General features: G+C 30.7%; 18 protein-coding genes. 13 read left to right on the top strand and 5 right to left on the bottom strand.

Annotated elements, in window-relative coordinates; translation table 11 throughout:
* Nucleotides 1-3: 3 nt before the first annotated feature.
* Entirely contained in the window at nt 4-459 is a 456-nt protein-coding gene (locus HW276_RS10300; protein WP_010127051.1) for a low molecular weight protein-tyrosine-phosphatase, read from the bottom strand.
* 95 nt (nt 460-554) lie between these two features.
* Complete coding sequence (locus HW276_RS10295) at nt 555-1,478, bottom strand: hypothetical protein (protein WP_178938371.1); 924 nt, start codon at nt 1,476-1,478, stop codon at nt 555-557.
* A gap of 230 nt (nt 1,479-1,708) precedes the next feature.
* Here HW276_RS10295 and eno point away from each other — a divergent pair, with 230 nt between their 5' ends.
* The 4 genes from eno to HW276_RS10275 all read left to right on the top strand — a co-directional run bounded on the left by eno (nt 1,709) and on the right by HW276_RS10275 (nt 5,143).
* Nucleotides 1,709-3,019, top strand: a complete 1,311-nt coding sequence (gene eno / locus HW276_RS10290) for a phosphopyruvate hydratase (RefSeq protein ID WP_178938370.1) — start codon at nt 1,709-1,711, stop codon at nt 3,017-3,019.
* Nucleotides 3,020-3,255: 236 nt separating this feature from the next.
* A complete protein-coding gene (locus HW276_RS10285; RefSeq protein WP_147004351.1) occupies nt 3,256-3,696 on the top strand; it encodes an adhesion protein FadA in 441 nt (146 codons plus the stop codon).
* Nucleotides 3,697-3,766: 70 nt separating this feature from the next.
* On the top strand, nt 3,767-4,165 hold the full coding sequence (locus HW276_RS10280; RefSeq protein WP_010127058.1) for an adhesion protein FadA: 399 nt from the start codon (nt 3,767-3,769) through the stop codon (nt 4,163-4,165).
* An 87-nt stretch (nt 4,166-4,252) separates the two neighbouring features.
* A complete protein-coding gene (locus HW276_RS10275; protein WP_178938369.1) occupies nt 4,253-5,143 on the top strand; it encodes a DMT family transporter in 891 nt (296 codons plus the stop codon).
* Between the two features lie 97 nt (nt 5,144-5,240).
* Here the strand turns inward: HW276_RS10275 and HW276_RS10270 are convergent, their stop codons facing one another.
* The 3 genes from HW276_RS10270 to HW276_RS10260 all read right to left on the bottom strand — a co-directional run bounded on the left by HW276_RS10270 (nt 5,241) and on the right by HW276_RS10260 (nt 9,622).
* A complete protein-coding gene (locus HW276_RS10270; protein ID WP_178938368.1) occupies nt 5,241-6,452 on the bottom strand; it encodes an IS256 family transposase in 1,212 nt (403 codons plus the stop codon).
* Nucleotides 6,453-6,716: 264 nt separating this feature from the next.
* Nucleotides 6,717-7,793 (bottom strand): Xaa-Pro peptidase family protein, encoded by a 1,077-nt coding sequence (locus tag HW276_RS10265; protein WP_178938367.1) that lies wholly within the window; start codon nt 7,791-7,793, stop codon nt 6,717-6,719.
* 536 nt (nt 7,794-8,329) lie between these two features.
* The gene (locus HW276_RS10260; protein ID WP_178938366.1) at nt 8,330-9,622 is read right to left on the bottom strand and encodes an OmpP1/FadL family transporter; all 1,293 of its coding nucleotides are present in this window, start codon (nt 9,620-9,622) and stop codon (nt 8,330-8,332) included.
* A 483-nt stretch (nt 9,623-10,105) separates the two neighbouring features.
* Between HW276_RS10260 and HW276_RS10255 the strand changes: the two genes are divergently transcribed.
* The 9 genes from HW276_RS10255 to HW276_RS10215 all read left to right on the top strand — a co-directional run bounded on the left by HW276_RS10255 (nt 10,106) and on the right by HW276_RS10215 (nt 25,412).
* Nucleotides 10,106-15,070: a translocation/assembly module TamB domain-containing protein gene (locus tag HW276_RS10255; protein ID WP_178938365.1), complete on the top strand. Its 4,965-nt coding sequence runs from the start codon at nt 10,106-10,108 to the stop codon at nt 15,068-15,070.
* 8 nt (nt 15,071-15,078) lie between these two features.
* Nucleotides 15,079-17,412: an outer membrane protein assembly factor gene (locus HW276_RS10250; protein WP_147004345.1), complete on the top strand. Its 2,334-nt coding sequence runs from the start codon at nt 15,079-15,081 to the stop codon at nt 17,410-17,412.
* 202 nt (nt 17,413-17,614) lie between these two features.
* Nucleotides 17,615-18,625, top strand: a complete 1,011-nt coding sequence (gene lpxD, locus HW276_RS10245; RefSeq protein WP_178938364.1) for a UDP-3-O-(3-hydroxymyristoyl)glucosamine N-acyltransferase — start codon at nt 17,615-17,617, stop codon at nt 18,623-18,625.
* A gap of 130 nt (nt 18,626-18,755) precedes the next feature.
* Entirely contained in the window at nt 18,756-19,400 is a 645-nt protein-coding gene (locus HW276_RS10240) for a DUF4878 domain-containing protein (protein WP_178938363.1), read from the top strand.
* A gap of 405 nt (nt 19,401-19,805) precedes the next feature.
* Nucleotides 19,806-20,402, top strand: coding sequence for an outer membrane beta-barrel protein (locus HW276_RS10235; RefSeq protein WP_178938362.1), 597 nt, complete (start codon nt 19,806-19,808; stop codon nt 20,400-20,402).
* 276 nt (nt 20,403-20,678) lie between these two features.
* On the top strand, nt 20,679-21,791 hold the full coding sequence (locus tag HW276_RS10230; RefSeq protein WP_147004341.1) for an ABC transporter substrate-binding protein: 1,113 nt from the start codon (nt 20,679-20,681) through the stop codon (nt 21,789-21,791).
* Nucleotides 21,792-21,886: 95 nt separating this feature from the next.
* The gene (locus HW276_RS10225) at nt 21,887-23,005 is read left to right on the top strand and encodes an ABC transporter substrate-binding protein (protein ID WP_178938361.1); all 1,119 of its coding nucleotides are present in this window, start codon (nt 21,887-21,889) and stop codon (nt 23,003-23,005) included.
* Between the two features lie 366 nt (nt 23,006-23,371).
* Entirely contained in the window at nt 23,372-24,268 is an 897-nt protein-coding gene (locus HW276_RS10220) for a branched-chain amino acid ABC transporter permease (RefSeq protein WP_147004339.1), read from the top strand.
* 22 nt (nt 24,269-24,290) lie between these two features.
* Entirely contained in the window at nt 24,291-25,412 is a 1,122-nt protein-coding gene (locus tag HW276_RS10215; RefSeq protein ID WP_147004338.1) for a branched-chain amino acid ABC transporter permease, read from the top strand.
* The last annotated feature ends 52 nt before the right edge of the window (nt 25,413-25,464 follow it).

Raw genomic sequence — 25,464 nt, 5'->3', positions numbered from 1 at the left:
TAATTAAATTTCTTCTTTCAATTTTTTCATCAAAGCCTGACAGCCTTTTGTGACATCAGCAAATGTCTGCTCAAAATCCCCTGTAAACCAAGGATCGGCAATATCACGGCTTTCATTCGCATATTCCAAAAGTCTTTTAACTTCTCCTGCTTTTCTCCCATTTATAAACGAATTAATATCTTTTATATTATTTTCATCCATTCCAATGATGTAGTCAAACTCCAAATCCGAATCTTCGAGAGTCCGAGAATACATTCCAGCAGTAGAAATTCCTTCTTTTTTCAATCTTTCACGAGTTCCGTGATGAACAGGATTTCCATGTTCCCAAGAACTTGTTGCCGCAGAGTCAATTATAATTTTATCTTGCAAATTCTCATCTGCAACCATTTTTTTAAAGACAGCCTCAGCCATTGGAGAACGGCATATATTTCCAAGGCAGACAAATAATACTTTTTTCATTTCTTCTCCTTTTGATTTTATTTTTACTTTTCGTTATTTTTCATAAATTAAATTTTTCGTTTTAAAATTATAAATCTTAAAAATAAAAAATAAGATTAATTGTTGTAGGTTTCGCAACGGTTTAACCAGCCTCTAAGCCATCTTTGCTCATTTTTAGCACCAGAATTTTTCACTCTTCTCTCAAGCACAGATTTTGCCGACTGGCTAAATTCTTCAAGTGCCGCTTTCCCAGTTTGAGAACCTTTCATATTTTCCAAAACTTGCAGCAGTCCCCAGCCTTGTCCATTGTAAGTTTCTGATGGCGAAATTCCCTCACCTTTGAAATTTACATAGTCAATTAATGGATATAAGCCATTTGGCGAGTTTGCAACACGGTAAAATTGCTTTTTGACATTTTCTTTATTTTTTGCAACTTTTAACATTTTTTCCAGCGAATCTTCCAGACGGTTGAAAATAAATTCAATTTGTGTATCCTGCGTGCTGTAAAGAAAATTAATCAGTTCGGTAATTTCTGGATTATTATTTTGTTTTAATTTCAAAAATTCTTCTCGGCTTTTCCAAGGTGCAAATTTATTATCTTTAATAATTTTTGGCAATCCAATATTTTTAGATTTATAAAATTCCACAAGTGGCGGAAAACTTTCTTCAAATTTACCTTTTTCATTCTTTTTATACCAAATAAAATGTCCTATTCCAAGTGACGGGAAATTCTCTCCGCTATTCCAAACAACCAAGTCATTCTTTTTCCCCGCAGCTTCATTTTGAAAAATTCTTTTAGCCACACGGTTAAGTTCTTCTTTTGAAATCGACAATTTTGGTCTTTCACTTAAATTTTGAGAGTTTTTATTTTCCTCTTCGTTGATATTAATATTTTTAGTTATATTTTTATTTTGATTTAAGTTATCTGTCTTTTTAACAATTTTTTTCACATTTTCATTTTTTGCTTTTGGTGATTTTTTAAAAAATCCAAAAGATGTCAAGGAAGCTATTAGTGCTCCAAGTAAAATAACAGTTTTCATGAAATTCCTCCTTTTTTAGTAATTTTATCATATTTTCAGGATTTTATAAAGCAATTGTTTTTTCTTATTTTTATTCAATTTAAAAAAATGATATAATTTGTTAATTCTTTTTTGTTTTTATTAAATTTTTTTCAAAAAATTGAAATTTTATTTTGAAAATCGGCACACATTGTGATATAATTAGAGTTGAGAAATGTTATTAATAAATAAATTTATGGAGGTAATTAGAAATGACTAGAATTGAAGATATCTATGCAAGAGAGATACTTGATTCAAGAGGAAACCCAACTGTGGAAGTTGAAGTTTACTTAGAAGGTGGAGCAATGGGAAGAGCATCTGTACCATCAGGAGCATCTACTGGAGTGCACGAAGCAGTTGAATTAAGAGATGGTGACAAATCTAGATATTTAGGACAAGGTGTATTACAAGCAGTAGAAAACGTAAACAAAGTTATCGCTGAACACTTAATCGGATTTGACGCTTTAGACCAAGTAGCTATTGATAAAGCTATGATCGAGTTAGACGGAACACCTAACAAAGGTAAATTAGGAGCTAACGCAATCTTAGGAGTTTCATTAGCAGTAGCTAAAGCAGCAGCTAATCAATTAGGTATACCTTTATACAGATACTTAGGTGGAGTAAATGCTAAAGAATTACCAGTACCTATGATGAACATCTTAAATGGAGGATCTCATGCAGATTCAGCTGTTGACGTTCAAGAATTCATGGTACAACCAGTAGGAGCTAAAACTTACAAAGAAGCTTTAAGAATGGGATCTGAAATTTTCCACCACTTAGGAAAAATCTTAAAAGCAAATGGAGATTCTACTAACGTAGGAAACGAAGGTGGATACGCACCATCTAACATTAACGGTACTGAAGGAGCTTTAGATGTAATTTCTCAAGCTGTTGAAGCTGCTGGATACAAATTAGGAGAAGATGTTACATTCGCAATGGATGCCGCTTCATCTGAATTTGCTACTCAAAATGCTGACGGATCTTACACTTATACATTCAAAAGAGAAGGTGGAGTTGTAAGAAACTCTGACGAAATGGTTGAATGGTACAAACATTTAACTTCTAAATATCCAATCATTTCAATTGAAGATGGATTAGCTGAAGATGACTGGGATGGATTCAAAAAATTAACTGATGCTATCGGAGATAAAGTACAATTAGTAGGAGACGATTTATTCGTTACTAACACTAAGAGATTAGCTGATGGAATTGCAAAAGGAATTGCAAACTCAATCTTAATCAAAGTAAACCAAATTGGTACTTTAACTGAAACATTAGACGCTATCGAAATGGCTAAAAAAGCAGGATACACTGCAGTAGTATCTCACAGATCAGGAGAAACTGAAGATGATACAATTGCTGATATCGCAGTTGCTACAAATGCAGGACAAATTAAAACAGGATCTGCTTCAAGAACAGATAGAATGGCTAAATATAACCAATTATTAAGAATCGAAGATGATTTAGCAGATGAAGCTATTTACGAAGGTAAAAAAGCATTCTATAACATTAGATTAAAATAATAGATTAATATTTAAATTATAAAAGTTATGCTATTATAGATTTTCAGGGTGGAGACAGACCGAAGAGCCTGGTAAATATATGTGATTTTTAAAATTATATACTTCCCAGGAAGTTCTCTTTTCAATATATTTTAATATAATTTTTTAGTAATTTATATAAAAAATTGACAATTATTGTTAAATGGTATATAATATAAAAGATAATTAAAACTGATAACTTATTAGGAGGAAAAAAAATGAAAAAAGTTGGAATTTTATTTGTACTTTTAAGTGCTTTATCATTCTCAGCTAATTCTGCAAAAACTGTAAAAACTACAAAAGCTAAAACTACAAAAACAGTAGCTGCTCAAACTGTAACTGGTAGATTTAACCAATTGGAAGCAGAATATGAAAGATTGGTAAACATGGAAAACCAAGAGTACAACAAATTAAAAGCAAATGCTGATGCAGCAGCAGCTAAATTAGCTGAAAAACAAGCTCAAAAAGCTCAAATTGAAGAAAGAATCGAAAAAATTAAAGCAGCATCAGAATCAAAAGCATTTAAAGCTCAATATGCTGAATTAGCAAAACAATATGAAGCTGTAGTTAAAGCATTGGATACAGAAATCAAATCTTTAAATACAACAGTTGAAAATTTTGCAGCTATTGAAACTTTAAAAGGAAATCAACAAAATTAAAAAGTGAAAGGAGATACGAGGAGTAAAAGTTAAATTCAAATAATTTATACTTAATTCCCGTAGGTAAAATATGAAAAAGAAATTAGCAGTATTATTAGGAGTATTAGTATTAAGCAGTGTTTCATTTGCAGCTCCAAAACCAGCAGCAGGTGGATCATCAATCGAAAACAGCTTAAATAACTTAGAAAATCAATTAAACAAATTACAACAAATGGAAGATGCAAAATACAGAGAACAAGAAGCTCAAGCAAATGCAGCGTCTCAAAGATTAGAAAACTATACAGCAATGCAAGCTAAAATTGACGAAAGACTTGCTGAAATTGAAGCAAATGAAGATACAAGCATCTTCGGAAAAGAATTCAAAGCTAAAGCAGCTGAATATAAAAACTTAAGAAATCAATTAGACAAAGAAATTGCTAAAGAACAACAAATTATTAGTAACTTTGAAGTAATTAAATCTTTAAGATAGTAAACATGTTTAATATAAAAAAGATGCTTTTACAAGTTATTTGGAAAGGCATTTTTTTTTATAAAAAAATTTTGAAGGGTGATTGCTATGAAAGAAAAAATGAAATTGCAAGGAATGCTGCTAGCAGGATTAGCTTCAAGCTTATGGTCCATATCGGGAATTTCTGGAGAAATTTTATTTAAAAAATATAATTTTTCGTCAGATTGGCTAGTGTCAATAAGGACATTAATTTCTGGGATATTGCTTTTTATGGTAGTCATTTTTATTGAGAAAAAATCTATTTTAAAGCCGTTGAAAAATAAAAAGGATTTTATTGGAATAATTTTATTTGGAACTGCAGGAATGTATTTAGTTCAATATACGTATTTTAAGACAATTGAATTGAGCAATGTTTCATTTTCAACAATTTTACAGTTTACAGCGCCATTTTTTATATTTATTTACGAATCTATAAAAAATAGGAAAATTCCAGCGGTTTCAACATTGCTTTTACTTTCTATGACAGTTTTAGGAGTTGTGTTTATAGCGACAAAGGGAAAGATCTCGAGTTTGTCTGTTTCGCCAGAAGCATTATTGCTTGGACTCATTTCAGCGATTATGATTGCTTTTTATTCAATTTATCCAAAAAGGCTTTTGAAAAAATATGGAAGTATAACAGTAGTTGGATGGGGAATGATTGTGGGAAGCATAATTTCAAATATTGTTCATCCAATCTGGAAAATACAAGGGGATGTAAATTCAAAATCTATCATTCAAGTAGCAATTGTTGTAATTTTAGGAACATCTATTGCATATTTAATTTACATTGCCAGTTTAAACTACATTTCTTCTTCTCTTGCGGGAATTTTAACAGCTTTTGAGCCTGTACTTGCTGCAGTCTTGTCAGTAGTTATTTTTGGATTAAGATTCTCATTTGTTGAATTAATTGGATTTATATTGGTTTTTGCTTCAATTTTTATTTTGGAAAAAAGATTGTAATATAAAGATTTGTTATGAATTTTGGAGAGTGTACAGAATTTTGTGTAAACTCAAAATATAATATATGGTACAGGATGGTAGTTTTATCATCCTGTTTTTAAATTCTTCCTTCAAAATAAATATTTAACTGTGAATATATTTCTCCCCAGCCTGGTATTCTTCCAGTCCATTTCTTTGTTGCTTCCTTTAAGCTTAGATATACTGATTTCATTAATGCTTCATCTGTCGGATAAAGTGATTTTGTCTTCGTATACTTTCTTAATTGTCTGTTTAAGCTTTCTATCGGATTTGTCGTATATATCAGCTTTCTTATCTTTGTATCATATTTAAAGTATGTTGTCAACTCATTCCAGTTACTTCTCCAGGAATTAATTACTGCCATATACTTTTTACCCCATTTTTCTTCTAATTCATCCAGTTTAAACTCTGCCTGTTCCAGTGTTGATGCATTATACATTTCTTTTAAGTCTGATGTAAATTCCCTTGTATCTTTGTAAGATATATATCTTATGCTGTTTCTAATTTGATGAACCACACATTTTTGAATTTCTGTCTTTGGAAACACTGAAGATATTGCTTCGCTGAACCCTTTTAAATTATCAACAGACATAATTAGTATATCCTGAACTCCTCTATTTTTCAATTCATTTAAAACATTTAGCCAGTACTTGCTTGATTCATTTTCTCCTATCCAAAATCCTAAAACCTCCTTTCTTCCTTCCTTATCTATTCCTATAGCTAAATATACCGCCTTTTTAACAACAACTCCATCTTTTCTTACACTGTAATGGATAGCGTCCATAAAAACTATTGGATATACATCCTCAAGCTGTCTAGACTGCCATTCCCTAATTTCAGATATAATTTTATCTGTAATTTTACTGATCATAGATGGCGAAACATCAATTCCATAAAGATTATTGAGATGGTCCTCGATATCTCTGTTGCTCATTCCTTTAGCATAAAGAGAAAGAATCTGTCCTTCAATACCAGTAATTTCTCTTTGATATTTAGGGATGATTTGAGGTTCAAACTCAGCATTTCTATCTCTAGGAATATCTAAGTCAATATTGCCATACTCACTTCTAACAGTTTTCTTGGAATGTCCATTTCTAGCATTAGAAGTAGTCTTATCTTTCATAGAATGTTTAGCATACCCCAGTTCATGCTCAATTTCAGCTTCAAGCATAGTTTGAATAGTACCCGAAAGCAAATCCTTAAGCATATCCTTAATATCATTAGTATCTTTAATATTGTAATCCTCAATCAGTGTTTTAAAAATTTCGTTGTCAATTTTCTTTTTAGCCATAACAAAAACCTCCAAATATTATATAGTTATTTTACCATATATTATTTAGAGGTTTACACAAAAATTTTTACACACTCGAATTTTGAATTATACTCGAATCCATTTAAAATTGAACTATTAAAAATTATATGAATTTAGAGTTTGAGCAAAATATCCATAGTTTTTTAGTTCAGTTTTAAATAAGTTTTGTCTACAAATATTATTTAGCAAGGGGTCAAGACCCCTTGTTTAAAAAATATTATTTTTGAGATTTGATATTAGAAATTAAGATAGGATAATTAGTTCCTTGTTGCTCTTATTTAATACTTCTCTTCCATCTTTTTTAACTACTACATCATCTTCAATTCTGACTCCGCCCCATCCGTCAAAATAAAGCCCAGGTTCAGAAGTAACGACCATATTTTCCTTTAACTCAATTTGAGAAGCAGAAGATAAGTAAGGCAATTCGTGAATTTCAGCACCAATTCCATGTCCTAATCCGTGTCCAAAATATTTGCCGTATCCTTTTTCATTAAAGAAATTTCTGACAACTTTATCAACTTCATCTGACATTACACCTTCTTTTATTGTTTCTATTCCCAGTAATTGAGCTTCTAGAACAGTATTGTAAATTTCCTTATGTCTATCTGTAATTTTATTTCCATAATAAATAGTTCTTGTTATATCTGACACATATCCTTCATAATATGCTCCAAAATCCATTGTAATAAATTCTTCCTTTTGAATTTTTTTGTCAGAAGCAACTCCATGGGGCATAGCTGAACGGTAACCGCTGGCAAAAATTGTTGTAAATGAACGGTCATCAGCTCCTAATTTTCTTTGAATGTATTCCATATATGAAGAAACTTCCTTTTCAGAAACACCTTCCTTTATAATTTTTAAGGCTTCTGAAAATGCCACATCACTAATTTCTACAGCTTTTTTAATAAGGGCAATTTCTTCATCAGATTTTGCCATTCTTTCCATTATAAGTTTATTTCCAACAGGAACTAATTCCACTTTGAAAATATCTTTAATTGTCTGATAAAACGAGAATGAAACGTTAATATCTTCAAATCCGACATTTTTTAGTCCAAATTTCTTTATATATTCTCCAACTGTCTGAAGCGAACCACGAGAAACTTCCACAAATTCAAATCCCATTTCAGTAACTTGCTTAGTGGCTTGTGCTTTATATCTAAAATCTGAAAAGAAAAAGTTTCCATTTTTTGTCGCAAGAGCAACTCCAGTAGTCCCTGTAAATCCAGTAAAATATCGAATATTATACAAATCTGTAATAAATAATCCGTCAATATTCAGTTCATTTAAAATTCTTGATAATTTTTCAGTTCTTTTTTCCATGTTTTTCCCTCTTTTTTATTAAAATTTTTTACTTTTAAAGTGTAACATAAATTAGAAGTTTTTTCTATTTATTTTTTTACTTTTTCTTTTTTATTCACATTTAAATAGTGAATTAATTATGAATTTTTGGCAAAAGTTAAAAATAGCAAGCAATCTAAAATAGACCTGTTCGATAACTATACAAACTTAGAATTTAATAAAATAAATATCTTGAAGCAAGGGGTCTTGACCCCTTGTATAGATAAAAAAACTTAGGTTATCGAACATATCTAATATAATTTTTGTTTTTTAAATGAGATTTAGTAGTTTATAATTTATCTGAATTTGTGAAAATAATTTAAAGTAAAAATAAAAAATAGCCAAAAAGATCTGTTCAATAACTTAATTTTTTTTACTTAACAAAAGGTCAAGATCCCTTGCTTTAGAATATTTATTTTGTTAAATTCTAAATTGAACAAGTCTAATGACTAATTTTTATTTTATAATAGATTATGATTTTTGCGATTATTATCATAAAAATTAGAGAAGTTTAAATTCTAAAATTTATGTGTATATCCAACTGTGAATACATTTACATTTTTATCATATTTTACTTTTGATTTATCAATAGTAATTCCTGGAAGTGAAGTTTTTTCACGTTTTCCGTTGGCAGAATTGAAATTTACGTGCGCTAGTCCAAATTTCCATTCTGAAGATTCTGTTGGCTTGTAGGTAAGTCCAGTTGCATAAATTTGTGAATTTATTGCATATTCCACGTCAGAGAATGATTCTTTTTTGGCTCCAGTATCTGCATAGTTGAATCCAGCATGCCAAGTAAATTTGTCATTAATTCTGTAATCTGCTCCAAAATTTACTTCATATCCGTCATTATATTTAAATCTGTCTATTTTTGCAGCTTTGTTGAAGTAATGTGTGTATCCGCCAGAAAAAGTCCATTTGTTTACATCTTTTGAAACTCCTAATGCCAGAACTCCTGGCAAGTCACGTCTTAAATTAACTCCATCTGCATATTCCGGATAAAAGAATGAAATTCCCAAAGATCGTCCTGCAAGCAGCATTTTATTGTTTTCCTGAGCTTTTGACTTAAATTTTAATTTTACAGGTGTTTCATATTTTACTGCAAAATTCAAAGTATCAGTAGGTTTATAGTCAAATCCAATAATTCCTCCAATTCCATCGGCATTACGTTTTGAATTCATTGATAAATAATTTTTATTAAGACCAATAGCTGCTCCCACAAGCGGATTATAATCATATTGAGCTTCTCCATCTAATTTTCTGTGGGCATAAACGTATTTAAGACCACCTGACATTGAGAAAGTATCATTGAATTTATAGGCACTTCCAAGCATTAGCTGATAGTAACGGTTTTGTCCTGTAAAACGGTTTTTTGTAACTTTTGCTCCAAGCCTTCCTCCTGTAATATTGTTAAAAGTTTCTCCAGCCAGTTCAATTCCAGCAACTCCATCGTTATAACGAAGAGTAGCACCGCCTGCGATAACGCTTAGATTCCCAAAAAGTGAGTAATTATTCTTTTTGTATAAAAGGTTAAATGAAGGCGCTCCTGCATATCTATGTGATTTTAATTTTTTTCCATTTAATGTCATTGATTCATCAATCATTGAATTTTGTAAATTTGCATTAATGTAAGTTCCATCATCTAAAAAAGCGGTTCCTGCTGGATTATAAAAGGCGCCTTCTACAGAAATTTTTCCTGTTTGAGATGGGTTTTGAAAGTATGAGGCTGAATTATTTGACAAATAGTCAATACTTGCTGCATTTGCAAAAATTGCAGTTAAAACTGATAAAATGGCTATTTTTAATTTCATAATTTTCTCCTTATCTTTATTTTATAGTTATTTATAAAATTTAAATAATATACATTTCTAAATTTCAATTTTTTCTCATTTTTTTATAAATAATCTATAAATGTTATTATTTTGTTTTTATAATTTTTACTTTTAAAATTTTAAGTATAGATAATATAACATGTGTTATATAAAAAGTCAATAGATTTATTTTGGAAATAAAAGTTTTTTCTTAAAATAGCAAATATATTTAATATTTATTTTTTTTTTATAATTGAGTTAGAAAAATAGGCTATATTGGCAAGTTTAGTTTTTTCTAAGTGAAAAAATCGTATATAATAATAGATTTTTATGCAAATTTATGCTAAAATAAAAAAGATGTTTTCCTTTGAACATAAAATTTGAACATAAGAAAAAAATAAAGAAAACGTAAATGGAAATTAGGACAATGAAAATAATTATCCTTTTCAAAAAATAAAGAGAAGAGGAGGTAAAAAACGTGAGATGAAATACATAAAGAGATCTTTGATTGTATTTATTTTTCTTCTAATGTCTTTATTTGCACTAAAGTTTTATATTTCAACTAAAAACTTTAGGGGCGTGCTGACTTCGATTTTGAAGAGCAGCGGACTGAATGTGGAATTTAGGAATGTCAAGTTGATTGGATTTAATAAAATTCAGATTGACAACTTAAAAGTTAAAGATCTTGCAGGAAATGTAGTTATTGATGCTAAAAAGACTACGGCTGGAATTAGTCTTCTTATGCCGACTAGGCTTAATAGAATTGATGTGTATAATGGAACTGTAAATTTGGAACGTAGAAAAAATGAAGATTTTAATATTTTTCACGTAATAAAAAAAGATCCAAAGAAACCTAAGACATTTGACACGACAAGCAGAATTGGGAAAATGCATATTCATAACTCAATTTTAAATTTTACAGATACAACTTATAGCAAGAAAATAAGAAAAACATTGAAAAAAGTAAGTGGAAGGCTAGAAGTAGCAAAATCACGTGGTTTTTCACTTTTTGCGAAAGGTTCTGGAAATAAGAATGAAGATGGAACGACTGAAATTCTAAAGGTTGAATTGAAGCAATTGATAAAGTCTAAGCAATCGATTTACTCAATGTTTGATAAAATAAAAAATAGTGATATAAGAAGGAAGGATGCACGTCTTAATTTTGGTTTTGAGAATGTCAGAATAACTGAGGAGCTGGGACAATATGCACAGGTTGATATGATAAAGGCAAAAGGCGGAATACTTACAGGTGCATTGAAAATGGAGCAGAATAAAATTGAAAAGAAAATACATGCTCTAGGAAGCCTGAAAATTAAAAATGGAAAGTTGTCTTATGTTGATTTTGACGGTGATATTGAAGGCGTTAATGCTGTAGTTGATATGAAAAAGGACAAAATTACAGTTAATGCAAATACTAAATTGAGTGAAAGTCCAGTAACTTTGACAATGGCATATTTCATACAGACTCAAAAAATGAATTTGAAATTAGTTGCAGATAAACTTCCATTTGATCAAGTTGCACGTTACAAAATAATTAAAGATGCAAAAATTGAAGCTGAAGGTGCAGTTTCAGGAAATCTTGAATTAAATATCGATACAAAGAGTAAAAAGGGAACGCTTGACGGTAAGTTTTCTTCAGATAATATAAGAATTTCAAACTCTGATTTTCAAAATGTAAAGACTAATATGAAAATTACAAATGAAAAGCTGACTTTAAGTGATACATCATTTATATTTAATCAAGAGTTTTCAGGGTTCAAAGTAAATGAGGATGTTAAAATTGGAAAATTTGTGTATGACCTGAAAAAGAAAACTGGGTCAGGAGATTATGTATTAAATAATCTTGGGTCTGATTTTGACATCAAAAAGATCACAGGAAGTGCAAAAATTTCTCCCAAAAATATTATAACAGGTACAGTAAGATCTAATGTTCTGAGAGGAAATTATACAGTAAATCCAAAAACTCAGACAGCTGTAGTTAATGCAAGAAGCAGAGGATACTTCAATGTAAATTATGGTGGAAAATCTTATAAAATTAGTCCTGATGTTGACAATTTAGTTGCGAAGTTTAACAGTAAAAATGTACTTCGTTCTGGAATAATTAAGGCAAGAGTAAAGGATCTGTCAGTTCCTTTTATAAAAGCTATAAAGGTCAAGGTAAGAATTCGTAATGGAAATTACAGAATAAGCGGGACAGCAGGAATGAATGGCGGAGGAGTATTGAATATAAACGGGACAACAACTTCCGATATGAAACATTCATACTCCCTTAATCTGCCAAAAGAAGTTGATATTGCAAAGTTATTAAGGGCTAATGGATATAACTTTAACGGGCTTGACAAGGCAAAATTGCCTGCAACTGCAGAAGCCAGGGTTCATGGTGTAAATAATAAGTTTTCTGGAACTTATGAAATCCATAGCCCTTATGGCGAATATATGGGAAAGTATAAAAATTTGCATGCTAACGGTAAAATTAATGACTTGGCAAATTTGGATATGACAGTTAATGCAAAAGCAAGTGAATTACAATTTGAAAATCAGCGTTTGAGAAATGTAACAGGGAATCTTGAAATAAAAGATAATGTTGTCAATATCGCAAGTATAAGAAATGAAAATTTGAATGCAAGTGGTAGATATGACATTAAATCTGGTAAAATGGATATAAATGCAAGATTAAAAAATTACATGTTTACGGATAATAATTTGCCATCTAAAATGAATGTAAAAATTGGAACATTAAATGCCAATTTGACAGGAACGGCAGATAAACTTTCTGGAAATTATGAACTTTATAGTCCTTATGGAGAATACGTAGTGGAATACGAGAAATTACATGCCAATGGTAAAATTAATAATTTATCAAAGCTGGATTTGACAGTCAATGCAAAAATGGATGAATTATGGCTTAATTATCAACGTTTAAAGGATGTAACGGCTAATCTTGAAGTAAAGGACAATGTTGTGAATATTTTAAGCATTAAAAATGAGAATCTGAATGCAAGCGGTAATTACAATCTTAAAACCGGCAATATGAATATAAATGCAGGGTTAAAGGATTATATGCTTTATGACACTTCTCCATATAAAGTCAATTTAAAAGTTAAGAATTTGGATGCAAACTTAAAAGGAACAGTGAATAAACTTTCTGGAAATATAACAATACCATCTGCACCTACAACAATAAAATCAACTTATGTAGGGGATACAAATGCACATATCAGCATAAAAGATGGAATTATGAGATTTGATGATGTAACTTTGCGTGATAATAGATTAAGCGGAACTTATAATTTAGTTACAGGAATTTCAGATATTGGACTTGCTTTAAATGAGCCGGATATTCCAAAACTTTTAGAAATGAAGGATTTAACTTTCGGAACAAAATCAAATCTTAATCTTAAAGGAGATCTAAATAATTTTAATCTTGAAGGACAAATAGCTTTTGGAAATATGAGCTTTAAGACTTACAAGATACCGCATATTGTTGCAGATATTAAATATTCTAACGGAAATATTGACAAACTGTTTAAATATGGGACATTTGATTTGCAAAAATTAAGATTTATTGGAGATAATCAGGAAACTTTGTTTGAAACGCAGACTAAATTTGACTTGGCAAATGTAAATATAGATTATCAGCTGGAAAAACAGAAATTTTCGCTTGATTCAATACAGGATCTGAAGGACAAGGGATACAGCGGAGATATAGACTTTGGATTTATGTATCGTGGAAGTTTTGATAAATTTATATCTGGAGTTAAAATAAAGGCGGATTCGATTAAACTTAGCGGATTTCCAGTGAAAAATGTGGATATTGATTTGCAGGCTAATGAGAAGTCTTTGAATATTGGGCAGTTTTATCTGGAATATGAAAATAATCCACTTCTTTTAAATGGATATGTTCAATTTACACCAGTAAAATATAATGTTTCTATGCTTGCTAAGGATTTTAACCTGGATTTTCTGGGAATTGATAAAAATATAGAGCAGGCAGGAGGAATTGCGAATGTAGATGCGATTTTCTCTAATGAGGCTACAACAGGTCATATTCTGCTTAATAACTTTAATTATAAGACAAAAGACCAGTTGACGCTTGTAGATAATGTAAATGCCAATATCGATTTGAAAAATAGTAAACTTATAGTAAACCGTTTGGATGGAGGATATAACGGAGGAACTTTTAAAGTGACTGGAGATCTGGATGTTCCGACAATTCCTGCAGATTTTATGAAAACTAAACGATTAGAACTTGGAAAATTTGAATTAAATGCGGATCTTAATAATGTTGGACTTCATTATGGAACTGGAATAGATTTTGCACTTAGCGGAAATGCAATATTTACAGAAAATAGATTATTTGGAGATCTTGTGGTAAATAATGCTCAAATACGTGAAATTCCAGATTTTAATTCATCAAAAGCTAATACAACGGAATCGCAAAAGGCTAAGAAGGAGCAAGACAAGTCAATTGTAGAAGGAATTGTAGAAGAGGTAATTGACAAAATAATGAAGCAGTATACGATTAATATAGGTGTACAAGCTGGAAATAATGTAAAAATTAATATTCCGAATGTAAGTCTTGTAAAAAATATAAAGGGTACAGTAAAAGGTTCATCTGAAATTACTTATGATGATGGTCAAATTGGGATAGATGGAGAGTATGGAATTACAAAAGGGTCATTTTCAGTAAATGGAAATGATTTTAAGATTGATGGGGCAGAAATAAGATTTGTACCGTCAATTAATGGTGTTACAGCTTCTGTATCAGATCCATTTGTAGTTTTTGATGCCAGTACAAAAGTAGATGGCGACAGAATAGAGATAAATGTAAGTGGAAATGTAAGCAATCCTGAAATAAGATTTTCATCTTCTTCTGGAAAAACAAGAGAGGAAATAATATCAATGCTTGCACTTAATACTTTAGTTGGAAATAGTGGAAAACCTGGTGAAAATGGAGATAATTCAGTAGATGGGCTGGTAGTGGCAGGATCTTTGGTTAATACTGCATTAAACGAGCTTTTTCTTTCATCAGTGACTGGAAAGATCAAGGATGCATTGGGAATGTCCAAGTTTGCTGTTTCTACAAATGTTGACCGTTCTAATAAGACAGGAGAATATAGTGCCACAACTACGCTTACATTACAGGATAATTTATACAAGGATAAGCTATTTTGGAATGCCGCATTTAAATTTCCATATCAGACTTCTAAAAGTGATGAAAAAAATCCAATTGGATATAATGCATGGCTAAGTTACAGTGTTTCAAATGGACTAGACTTGAGAGCTGGAGGAGAAAGTTTTAAAAGATCCAGTTCTAGCGCAAGCATGGGTAACGGTTCAAGGATAAACTATTACTTTGGAGTTGATTTTTCAACAAAAGCTGATACATTCGGAGATATTCTGAAAAAGATATTCAAGAAGAAAAAATTAGATACACTAAAAAAATAGGAGGAAAAATGTCAAAACGAAAGGTAAAAAATAAAATTTATGCTTTGATTATTGTGGTAACGTTGTTTGTGTCTGTAAATAACTTATCGCAAGCTGAAGAAAAAAGCACAGTAGCTGGAATGATGCTGGCGGATAATGCAGGTAGAATATCTACTAAGCAGGAACTGGACGACGAAGGGCTTTCAGATATTAAGAGCAGATATTCTGCTGAAGAAGTGGAAATAGGTAATGAACCTGGAAGCAAAAGAGTTAAAAGAAACAGAAAAAATGCAGCACGTCAAGCAGCAAAAGGAAAAGGTAAAACAAATAATGTATTTGAAGCTGATAGAGAAACAAGAGATGATTTAAAAGTTGGTTCAATTGAATTTTCAAACTTAAAGGAATTATCTCCAGACTACCTGTTATCAAAAATAACTGTAAAATCAGGAGATAAATATACAAATAAAGATCTTAGTGATATTTATCTTGAATTAAAGAGAACAGGATATGTGGCAGATGCGAATGTTTATCCGAAAATTCGAGGAAATACTGTAAATATTACGGTTGAAGTTTCAGAAGTTGAAAATGCCGCAGCGCTTATGCAAAGAAAACAAATACAGGAAGAAATGAAAAAGGAAACAGACTTTACTATATCAAGTGTTGATATTGAAGGGTTGCAAGCTCGTAGTAAAGATAAGGAAAAATATTTAAAGAGTTTGCCAATTAAGCCGGGAGATATTTTCATACCGCAAAAGGCAGTTGATGGAGGGCAAAAAATATTTGACACCGGGTATTTCTCATCAGTTGAACCAAAAACTGACAGAAAAGCTGATAATACTATTTCAATAGTTTATGAAGTAAAGGAAAATCCAGTTGTTCAAAACATAACTTTTGAAGGAAATACACTTTACAAGGATGCAGAGCTGGAAAAAGCCTTAGGTATAAAAAGAGGCGAAATCTTAAACGGTAACTTGTTAAATCCTGATGAAAATGGAATATTAAAATTATATAACAAAAATGGATATACTGTCGCAAGGATTGAATCAATAAATGTTTCAAATGAAGGGAATATAAAAATAGGATTATCGGAAGGAGTTGTAGATTCTGTAGAATTTGAAAAAGCTTCTACTAGAAAAGACAATGAAAGACAATCTGAAAGACGGTCTGTTTTAAGAACAAAACCTTATATATTTGAAAGAGTTCAAAAAATAAAACCTGGACAAATTTTCCAAACTAAAAATATAAAGGAAACAGTGGAAGAACTTTATAGAACAGGAATGTTCACTTCAATAGAGCCAGTTCTTGAAGGAAAAGAAGATGATCCAAATGCAAGAGTTGTAAAATTGCTTGTGGAAGAACGTCCAACTACAACAATCAATGGAAGTATTTCTTACGGAACTTCAGTTGGTTTAGTAGGAGAACTTAAATTATCAGATTCAAACTTCTTGGGAAGAGGACAAGATGCCGCAATTACTTTATCAGCATCAAATAAAGGAGATAAAACATTTGATATTAGCTGGTTTGATCCTTGGTTAAGAGGAACTGAACGTGTTCAATTGGGAGGAACAGCCTACTGGAATGTGTCAGTTGATGATAATGCTGATCCAGATGAAGTGGAAAAAGTTAAGAAGATTGGAACTCGTTGGACAATTGGTAAAGGGCTTAACAGTGACCTTTATGTAAGAATGGCAGCAAGATATGACCATTATGAAGAATTGTTCTCAAATAAAAAAGTAAATGATAAGTATAACTTATTTGCAATAGGACCATCATTAATTTATGATACAAGAAATAATCAATATAGTCCTACAAAAGGAATCTATACTACACTTTCTTACGAAAGAGGAGAACTTCTAAGAGATCCTAGAAGTTATGACCAGTTTGAAGCAGATTTAAGAGCTTACCATAAAACATTCTTTGGTGATAAAAACGTAATGGCATATAGAGTAGCTTGGGGATCAACAGGAAGTGGAACTCCAGAAGCTTTAAGATTTAGTATTGGTGGAGCAGAATCAGTTCGTGGATATGATTATGGAGCATTTGATGGATATGACAAATTCCATGCAACTATTGAAAATAGAACTAAAATTAATGATACATTACAGTTAGTGGCATTCTTTGATATTGGTAACGCTTGGCAGAATGAGTCAAGAGATCCGATTACTGGTAAAAAAATCTATAAGCCAAACAGAAAGGCGGCACATGACTTTAAAGATCTAAAAAAAGGTTATGGAGTTGGGGTAAGATTGAATACGCCAATTGGACCGTTAAGATTTGATTATGGTTGGCCTATGGATCCTGAGAAAAAAGGTGAGAAAAAAGATAAGGGTAAATTCTACTTTAGTTTCGGGCAATCATTCTAATTTTTTCAGACAAGTAAAAATAGATCTATTCGATAACTATGCAAACTTCAGGTTTAATAAAATAAATATCCTGAAGCAAAGAGTCTTACCCTTGTGTGAGAAAAAAATTTAAAAATAATTATGTGGGATGATTGATTTCATCCCTATAATTTTATAAAAATTTTATAAATTTTTGTAAATGGCTATATAGGAGGTATTCAAAATGTATAATATAAAAGAAGTTGCAGAATTAATTAGTGGAAAAATAGTTGGAAATGAAAATTTAATTTTTAAAAGATTAGCTCCATTTTTTTATGCGACAGAAGATGAGTTGACTTTTGCAGCAGATGAAAAAATGTTGAAAAGTATTGATAAATGTACTGCTGGTGCAATAATTGTTCCACCGTTGGAAAATTTGCCGAAAGATAGAACGTATATTGTGGTTGAAAAAAATCCGAGAGAATTGATGCCAATTTTGCTTAACTTTTTTAAACCGAAAGTGAAATCATTTGAAAAACCGATAGAAGATTCAGCAATAATTGATGAAACAGCGAGTGTCTCAGAAATTAATACATACATTGGACATAATGTAAAAATTGGGAAAAATGTTGTAATTTATCCGAATGTTTCGATTTTTGAAGGGACAGAAATTGGAGATGGGACAATTATTTATTCGAATGTTACAATTAGAGAATTTTCTAAGATTGGGAAAAAATGTATTTTTCAGCCAGGTGCAGTTATTGGGTCTGATGGATTTGGATACATAAAAGTGAAAGGCGATAATGTGAAAATCGAGCAAATTGGACATGTTATCTTGGAAGATGAAGTGGAAATAGGAGCAAATACTTGCGTTGATAGAGGAGCAATTGGAGATACGATTATAAAAAAAGGTACGAAAATTGATAATTTGGTTCATATTGCTCATAATGATGTGATTGGTTCTAATTGCTTTATTATCGCACAAGTGGGAATTTCTGGAAGCGTGGAAGTTGGAGATGATACGACTCTTGCAGGACAAGTCGGAGTGGCTGGACACTTAAAAATTGGAAATAATGTTGTAATTGCTGCAAAATCAGGTGTTACAAATGATGTTCCTGATGGAAAACAAATGTCAGGATTTCCTTTGAGAGACCACATGGATGATTTGAGAGTGAAAATGTCGATGGGAAAAGTGCCTGAACTTGTAAAAAGAGTTAAAAAATTAGAAAAAAAATTAGAAAATCAGGAAAAATAAAAAATAATAATGAATTTCTGTCACTATTCACTAAAATTTCAAAACTCCCTTGACTTATTAATTCAAATGATGTAGAATAAATAATAAAGAACAAAGTAATATTATAAATAGAAAGAGAAGGGAGTTATAGATGAAAAAATTACTGTTAGGGATGCTTATGCTTTTATGTTTAGTTAGTTGCGGATCAGGGCCTAATGACACAGTTTCAAAATTTATTAATAATATAAAGGCCGGTAAGCCAAAAGAGGCGGCAAAATATGCTATTGATGATGGTTTTGAAGGAAATTTGGAAATGACTTATACTAATAAGACTCAAGAATTGCTTTTTAAAACATTATTGAAAAATCTTGAATATAAAATAATCGGAACAGAAAAACAGGATAATGATACTACTATCGTAACTGTAGAAGTAACAAATTTAGATGTACAAAAAGTATTTTTACAAGTTTTTCAAAAAATGTCACAAGAAGTTTTTACAAACAAAGATTCTAAACCACTTTCAGCTGAAGAAAGATTTAAACAGGAACTTGAAGCAAAAGATAAGCCAAAAACAAAAAATACAACTAAATTTGTAGTTAAGAAGACTCCGCAAGGGGAAAAAGTAGTTGTTACAGCTGAAAATATTGATGTATTGCTTGGTAAACTTAACACAACATTATTAAATCTGGGAAATCTTGGGAAAACTGAAAATGAAACAGCAGTAGAATTACCAGAAACAGGACCTTCAACAGGAGTATCACAAAAGCCTGAAGAACTTAGAAATCAAAACAAATAATTAAAAAACAATCTTTCTTTTACTGTTTAAAAGTTAGGTTGTTTTTTTGTTTTTCAAAGATAAAAATAAATATATATAAACTTGTTTATAAGAACTGTAATGTATAATAAGTTATCATTTAAGGTTAGAAGATTTATAAAATGATGCATACTGTAGTTTTAAAAAAGTTTCATCATAAACTTAAAAAGTTTTTTGTCTTTTATAAATAGAAAGTAAAATAAAAAAAGATTGATGAAATGATAAAAATATAGTATAATGTTATCACAGGTTAATAATTATCTGTGAGATCTGCTGAAATGTATAAAATAGTTTACATTCACAGGAAATTCCTATTTTTTATAAGTAGGAGCAATTTAGAGGAGATTTTTAGGAAAAAATTTTTTTAGAAAAGAAAGGTGATTAATTATGAAAAAAACATTAATTGGTTTATTTCTAGTTTTAGGAGCAGCTTCATTTGCAGATGCAGGAAAAGTAGAAGTTAAAGGTGGAATAGATTTTGGTGGAAAATACCATTATGAAAAAGATTGGAGAACTCAAAAAACTAAAAACAGTTCAGGAGAAATTGGAGTTGAATACAGAAACGAAGTAGTTCCTGGATTAGAAGTTGGAGGAGGTACAGCTTTCCAATTCCACAAAGACTTAAAAGATAAAGTAAAAGGACAAAATGAAAAAAACTATAACTCTGTTCCAGTGTATGCAACAGCTAAATATACTTTTGACACACAAACAGTTGTAAAACCTTATGTTAAAGGTGATTTAGGATATTCATTCAACAGTGGAAACCATGACTATGGTGTTTTAGGAAAATTCAAAGCTAAAAATGGATTATACTACGGAGTAGGTGGAGGAATCAACTACAACAACGTAAACGTAGAACTTATGTATAAAGAAAACCAAGGTGAATACAAATACGAAGGACCTGTAAGAGTTAATTCTAAATATGATGCTAATTATAGAAGAGTATCTCTTGGTGTAGGTTATAATTTCAACTTAGGAAATTAATAAGAGCTTAGTATTTTAATAATAATAAAAAATAATTTTTTGCTACTACGAAATGTAGTAGCTTTTTTTGTATAAATTTTTAAAAATAATTTCAATTCTTTATTTTTTTGTGATATAATAATAAACATAAATAAGTGTATAAATAATTTTTGCTATTTTCCATTTGGATAGCGGGTTTGTTATAAATTTCTTTTAAAGAATTAAAATTTTTTCTAGAAAACAAATAAAATATATTTAGATGGAGTTTAGCATTAAAATAGAAAGGAAGATGACAATATGAAAAAAGTATTTTTAATGATGCTGTTAGCCACGGTGTTTATTGTTGGATGCGGTAAAAAGGCTAATGATGGCAATGTTATAAAAATTGGAGTTATTGCGCCGCTTACTGGGAATTATGCACAATATGGAGTAGCAGTAAAAGAAGGTGTGGAACTGAAGGTTGATGCTATTAATAATGCAGGTGGAATCAATGGTAAAAAAATTGAGCTTATAACTGCAGATAGTAAGGGAGATGTTCAGGAAGCAGTAAATGCCTTTAAAAAGATGGTTTCACAAGATAAAGTTAATGTTGTGATTGGAGAAGTTGTATCGGCTACTTCACAAGCTATTTCAGGACTTGCGCAACAGGCAAAAGTACCTTTAATTTCAGCAACAGCTACAAGCCTTGATGTTACAAAAGGAAAAGATTTTGTATTTAGAACAACATTTACAGATCCTTATCAAGGAACTGCCACTGCGAAATATGCAAAATCTAAAGGCATAAAATCAATTGCAATATTGACAAACTCTTCAAATGACTATTCTGTAGGAATTGCAAATGCATTTAAGGCACAAGCTGCAAAAGATGGAATAACTATTACTGAAGAAAAATATACAAATGATGATAAAGACTTTAAAGCAATTTTGACAAAAGTAAAAGGACAAAATCCACAAGCTATTTTTATACCTGATTATTACAATACAATTGGGCTTATTATCTCACAAGCTAAAGATTTGGGAATTAATGCACAGTATCTTGGTGGAGATGGATGGGATGGAATCCAGACTAACTTTGGAAAGGTTGCAGAAGGAGCAATTTTTGCAAGTCAATTTGCACCAGATGACAAGGCTGAAAATGTTCAGAAATTTATGAAGGCTTACAAGGCTAAATATAACAAAGAGCCAATAATGTTTGCGGCACTTGGTTATGATACTGTAGAAATTGTAGAAACTGCTTTAAAATCTACAAAGGATTTATCAGGAACATCTATAAGGGAAGCTATGAATAATGTAAGCGGTATTGACCTGGTAACTGGTAAATTAAAATTTGACGCTGATAGAAATCCTGAAAAGGCGGTTACATTTATCCAAGTAAAAGGTGGAAAACTTACATTAAAGGAAAAATTCTAAAAGTAAAAGAATTTAAGGAAATAAGAAACTGGAAACGAAAATTTTAAGTAAATTATTTTTAAATATAAAAATATATTTTATAAAGGAGAACAATTATGAAAAAGCTATTATGTTTGATTTCATTATTAGCATTGTTTGTACTTAGCTGCGGAGCTAAAACTGGAAAAGATAAAAATGTTATAAAAATTGGTGTTATTGGGGCATTGACTGGAAATGTGGCACAATATGGAACAAGTGCAATTAATGGATTTAAATTGAAGGTAAAGGAAATAAATGCCGCTGGAGGAATTAACGGTAAAAAAATCGAACTTGTCGTTGCAGATAGTAAAGGAGATGCGCAAGAAGCAATTAATGCATTTAAAAAAATGGTTTCACAAGATAAAATTGATATTTTCATGGGAGAAGTTACATCTGGACCATCTCTTGCAATTGCACCGCTTGCACAACAAGCAAAAGTTCCTATGATTACAGCAACTGGAACTGCATTTGATATTACAAAGGATAAGGATTTCGTATTTAGAACAACATTTACAGATCCTTACCAAGGTGTTGTTGTTGCAAAATATGCAAAATCTAAAGGTTATAAAAATGTTACAGTATTGACTAATACAGGTAGTGATTATTCTGTTGGACTTGCAAATGCGTTTAAGGAACAAGCTAAAAAAGAAGGAATCCAAGTTAAAGAAGAACAATATACTGCTGATGACAAAGACTTTAGAGCATTGCTTACAAAGGTAAAAGGATATAATCCTGAAGTAATTTTTGTACCTGATTATTATAATACAATTGGATTAATTTTGACACAATCAAAAGAACTTGGAATAAACGCTCAATTTATGGGTGGAGATGGATGGGATGGAATCCAAACTAACTTTGGAAAAGTTGCTAATGGAGCAATTTTTGCAAGTCAATTTGCACCAGATGATCCTGACCAACATGTTCAAAAATTCATTGCTGAATATAAAAAGGAATATAAAGCTGATCCAATTATTTTTGCGGCTTTAGGATACGATACTGGAACAATTTTAGAAACTGCATTGAAAAATGTAAAAGATCTTTCTTCAAAAGATGAAATTAAAGATGCAATTAAGAACTTTACTGGAACAAATCTTGTTACAGGTTCATTAAAATATGATTCAGAAAGAAACCCTGAAAAGAAAGTTACATTTATTGAAGTAAAAGATGGAAAACTTACATTAAAAGAAAAATTCTAAAATAATAGAATTATTCATAAATTAGAGAAATTTAAAATTTAACAAAACAGATATTTTGAAGCAAGGGGTTAAAAACCCCTTGTTGAAATAAAAAAATTCAGATTGTCGAATACATCTAAATATGGAAAGTAATAATTATTATAAAGTTCGGTTGTTGGGGATTTTTTCTTTCTTCTAGCAATCGAGAACTTTTTTTATCAAGATTTTTTATTTAATAATTTAGAATTTAATAAAATGAATATACGTAAGCAGCTTTAAGATTATATGGAAATTTGAGTAAAATTGAATATAGTTTTTAGGTTGCCTAAGTATTAAAATATAAAATAAAAATAAACTGTATAAGTGGAAAGTATAGGAGTTTTAAATATGTTAAAGAGTTTTATTGAACAAACTATTAACGGACTGCAAACTGGAAGTATTTATGCCCTGATTGCTTTGGGATATACAATGGTTTACGGAATCGTTAAACTTATAAATTTTGCACACGGTGATATACTTATGGTAGGAGCTTATGTTACGCTTATCGCTGTGTCAAATGGGATGCCATTAATACTGGCTATTTTTTTGTCAATCATTTTTTGTGCGATCTTAGGAGTTGTAATCGACTTTTTTGCGTATCGTCCGATTAGGAATGCGCCTAAGATTTCAGCATTGATTACAGCGATTGGAATGAGTTTCTTGCTGGAAAGTCTGGCACTTATAATATTTGGAGCAAATCCGAGAGTTATTGATCCAAAATATATACCGGCATTTTTATCAAATGATAATAAAATGAAGCTAGGATTTTTGGAAATTAGTACGCTTACAATATTTGTAATTGTAATCACAATAATATGCATGGTAGCTTTAAATTTATTTATTAAAAAGACAAAATTGGGAAAAGCTACAAGAGCGGTTTCACAAGATACAGGAGCGGCACAGCTTATGGGAATTAATGTAAATAGAACTATTGCCATAACATTTGCTATTGGTTCTGGACTTGGTGCATTGGGTGGAGCATTATATGCGATTGTTTATCCGCAAATTGAGCCATATATGGGAATGCTGCCAGGACTGAAGGCATTTATTGCGGCTGTATTTGGAGGAATTGGAAGTATTCCTGGAGCTATGGTTGGAGGATATGTTTTAGGACTGCTTGAAGCATATGTAAAAGGATCATCGCTTACAACTTGGGCAAATCCGATTGTATTTGGGGTGCTTATATTAATATTGATTTTTAGACCAAATGGATTGTTTGGAAAAAATATGAAGGAAAAAGTATAATTGGAAGGGAGGAAAATGGAAAATGGAAAAAAATAATAAAGAAGAAAAAATAAAAAATATAGCTAGTTTAGAAAAAAAACAAGATGAACAGCCTAAAAAAAGTAAAGAAGCAAAAAATTATAAATGGAAAGACTTGAATTATTTTAACAAGTTAAACGTGAAAAATTATGTTGCTACATTTCTTTTGATAGTTGTATTTTATTTTGTTCTAAGTTTTACTTTTAATCCAAATGACCCTTTCAGCTATACAAAGGGAATTTATATAAATATCCTAATTTACGTGTTATTTTCAGTAAGTTTAAACATAACAGTCGGACTTATGGGACAGCTTAACTTGGGACAAGCTGGATTTATCGCAATAGGTGGATATTCAGCGGCATTTATTTCTAAAATATTGGCAAGCTATAATTTACCGCCATTTTTACAATTAATTTTAGTATCACTGTTTGGTGGATTAGTTGCAGCTGTATTTGGATTTTTAGTTGGTGGAAGTACACTTAGACTAAGGGGAGATTATCTTGCAATTATCACGCTTGCATTTGGAGAAATTGTAAAATATATTATTCAAAATTTGGACTTTTTAGGTGGAGCGACTGGACTTAACAATATTCCACCACTTTTGAGTTTTTCAAATACATATTTCATTGTAGTTATTTCAATTGTTATAATTGCGATGGCTATGACTTCTCGAAAGGGGAAAGAAATTCTGTCAATTAGGGAAGATGAAATTGCGGCTGAAAATATTGGAATTGGATTAAATCGTGTAAAACTTTATGGATTTGCATTTTCAGCATTTTTTGCTGGAGTTGGAGGGTCACTGTTTGCACATAATGTGGGAATTTTGACACCTGATAAATTTGGATTTTTATTCTCTATAGAAATTCTTGTTATGGTTGTGCTTGGAGGACTTGGAAGTATTACGGGAGCGATTGTTGCTGCGGTAATTTTGACATTATTAAATGAAAAATTAAGAGATGTTTCACAGTTTAGATACTTAGTTTACGCAATTATATTGATTTCATTGATGATTTTCCGTCCAAAGGGAATTTTTGGAACAAAAGAATTTACATTTGCAGGAACAAAAAGAAGAATTAAGCGGATTAGAGATCATAAAAATAGCAAAAATGAAAGTGATGAAAATTAAAATTAAGTATTTTTAATAAAATAAAAAAAGAAGTAAAATAGGAGATATAAAT

Origin of the sequence: Leptotrichia sp. oral taxon 417 (assembly GCF_013394865.1) — a bacterium.
GTDB classification, from domain to species: Bacteria; Fusobacteriota; Fusobacteriia; order Fusobacteriales; family Leptotrichiaceae; genus Leptotrichia; species Leptotrichia wadei_A.
The sequence above is the reverse complement of the archived record's forward strand: the minus strand, read 5'-3'. Positions and strand labels throughout refer to the sequence as shown.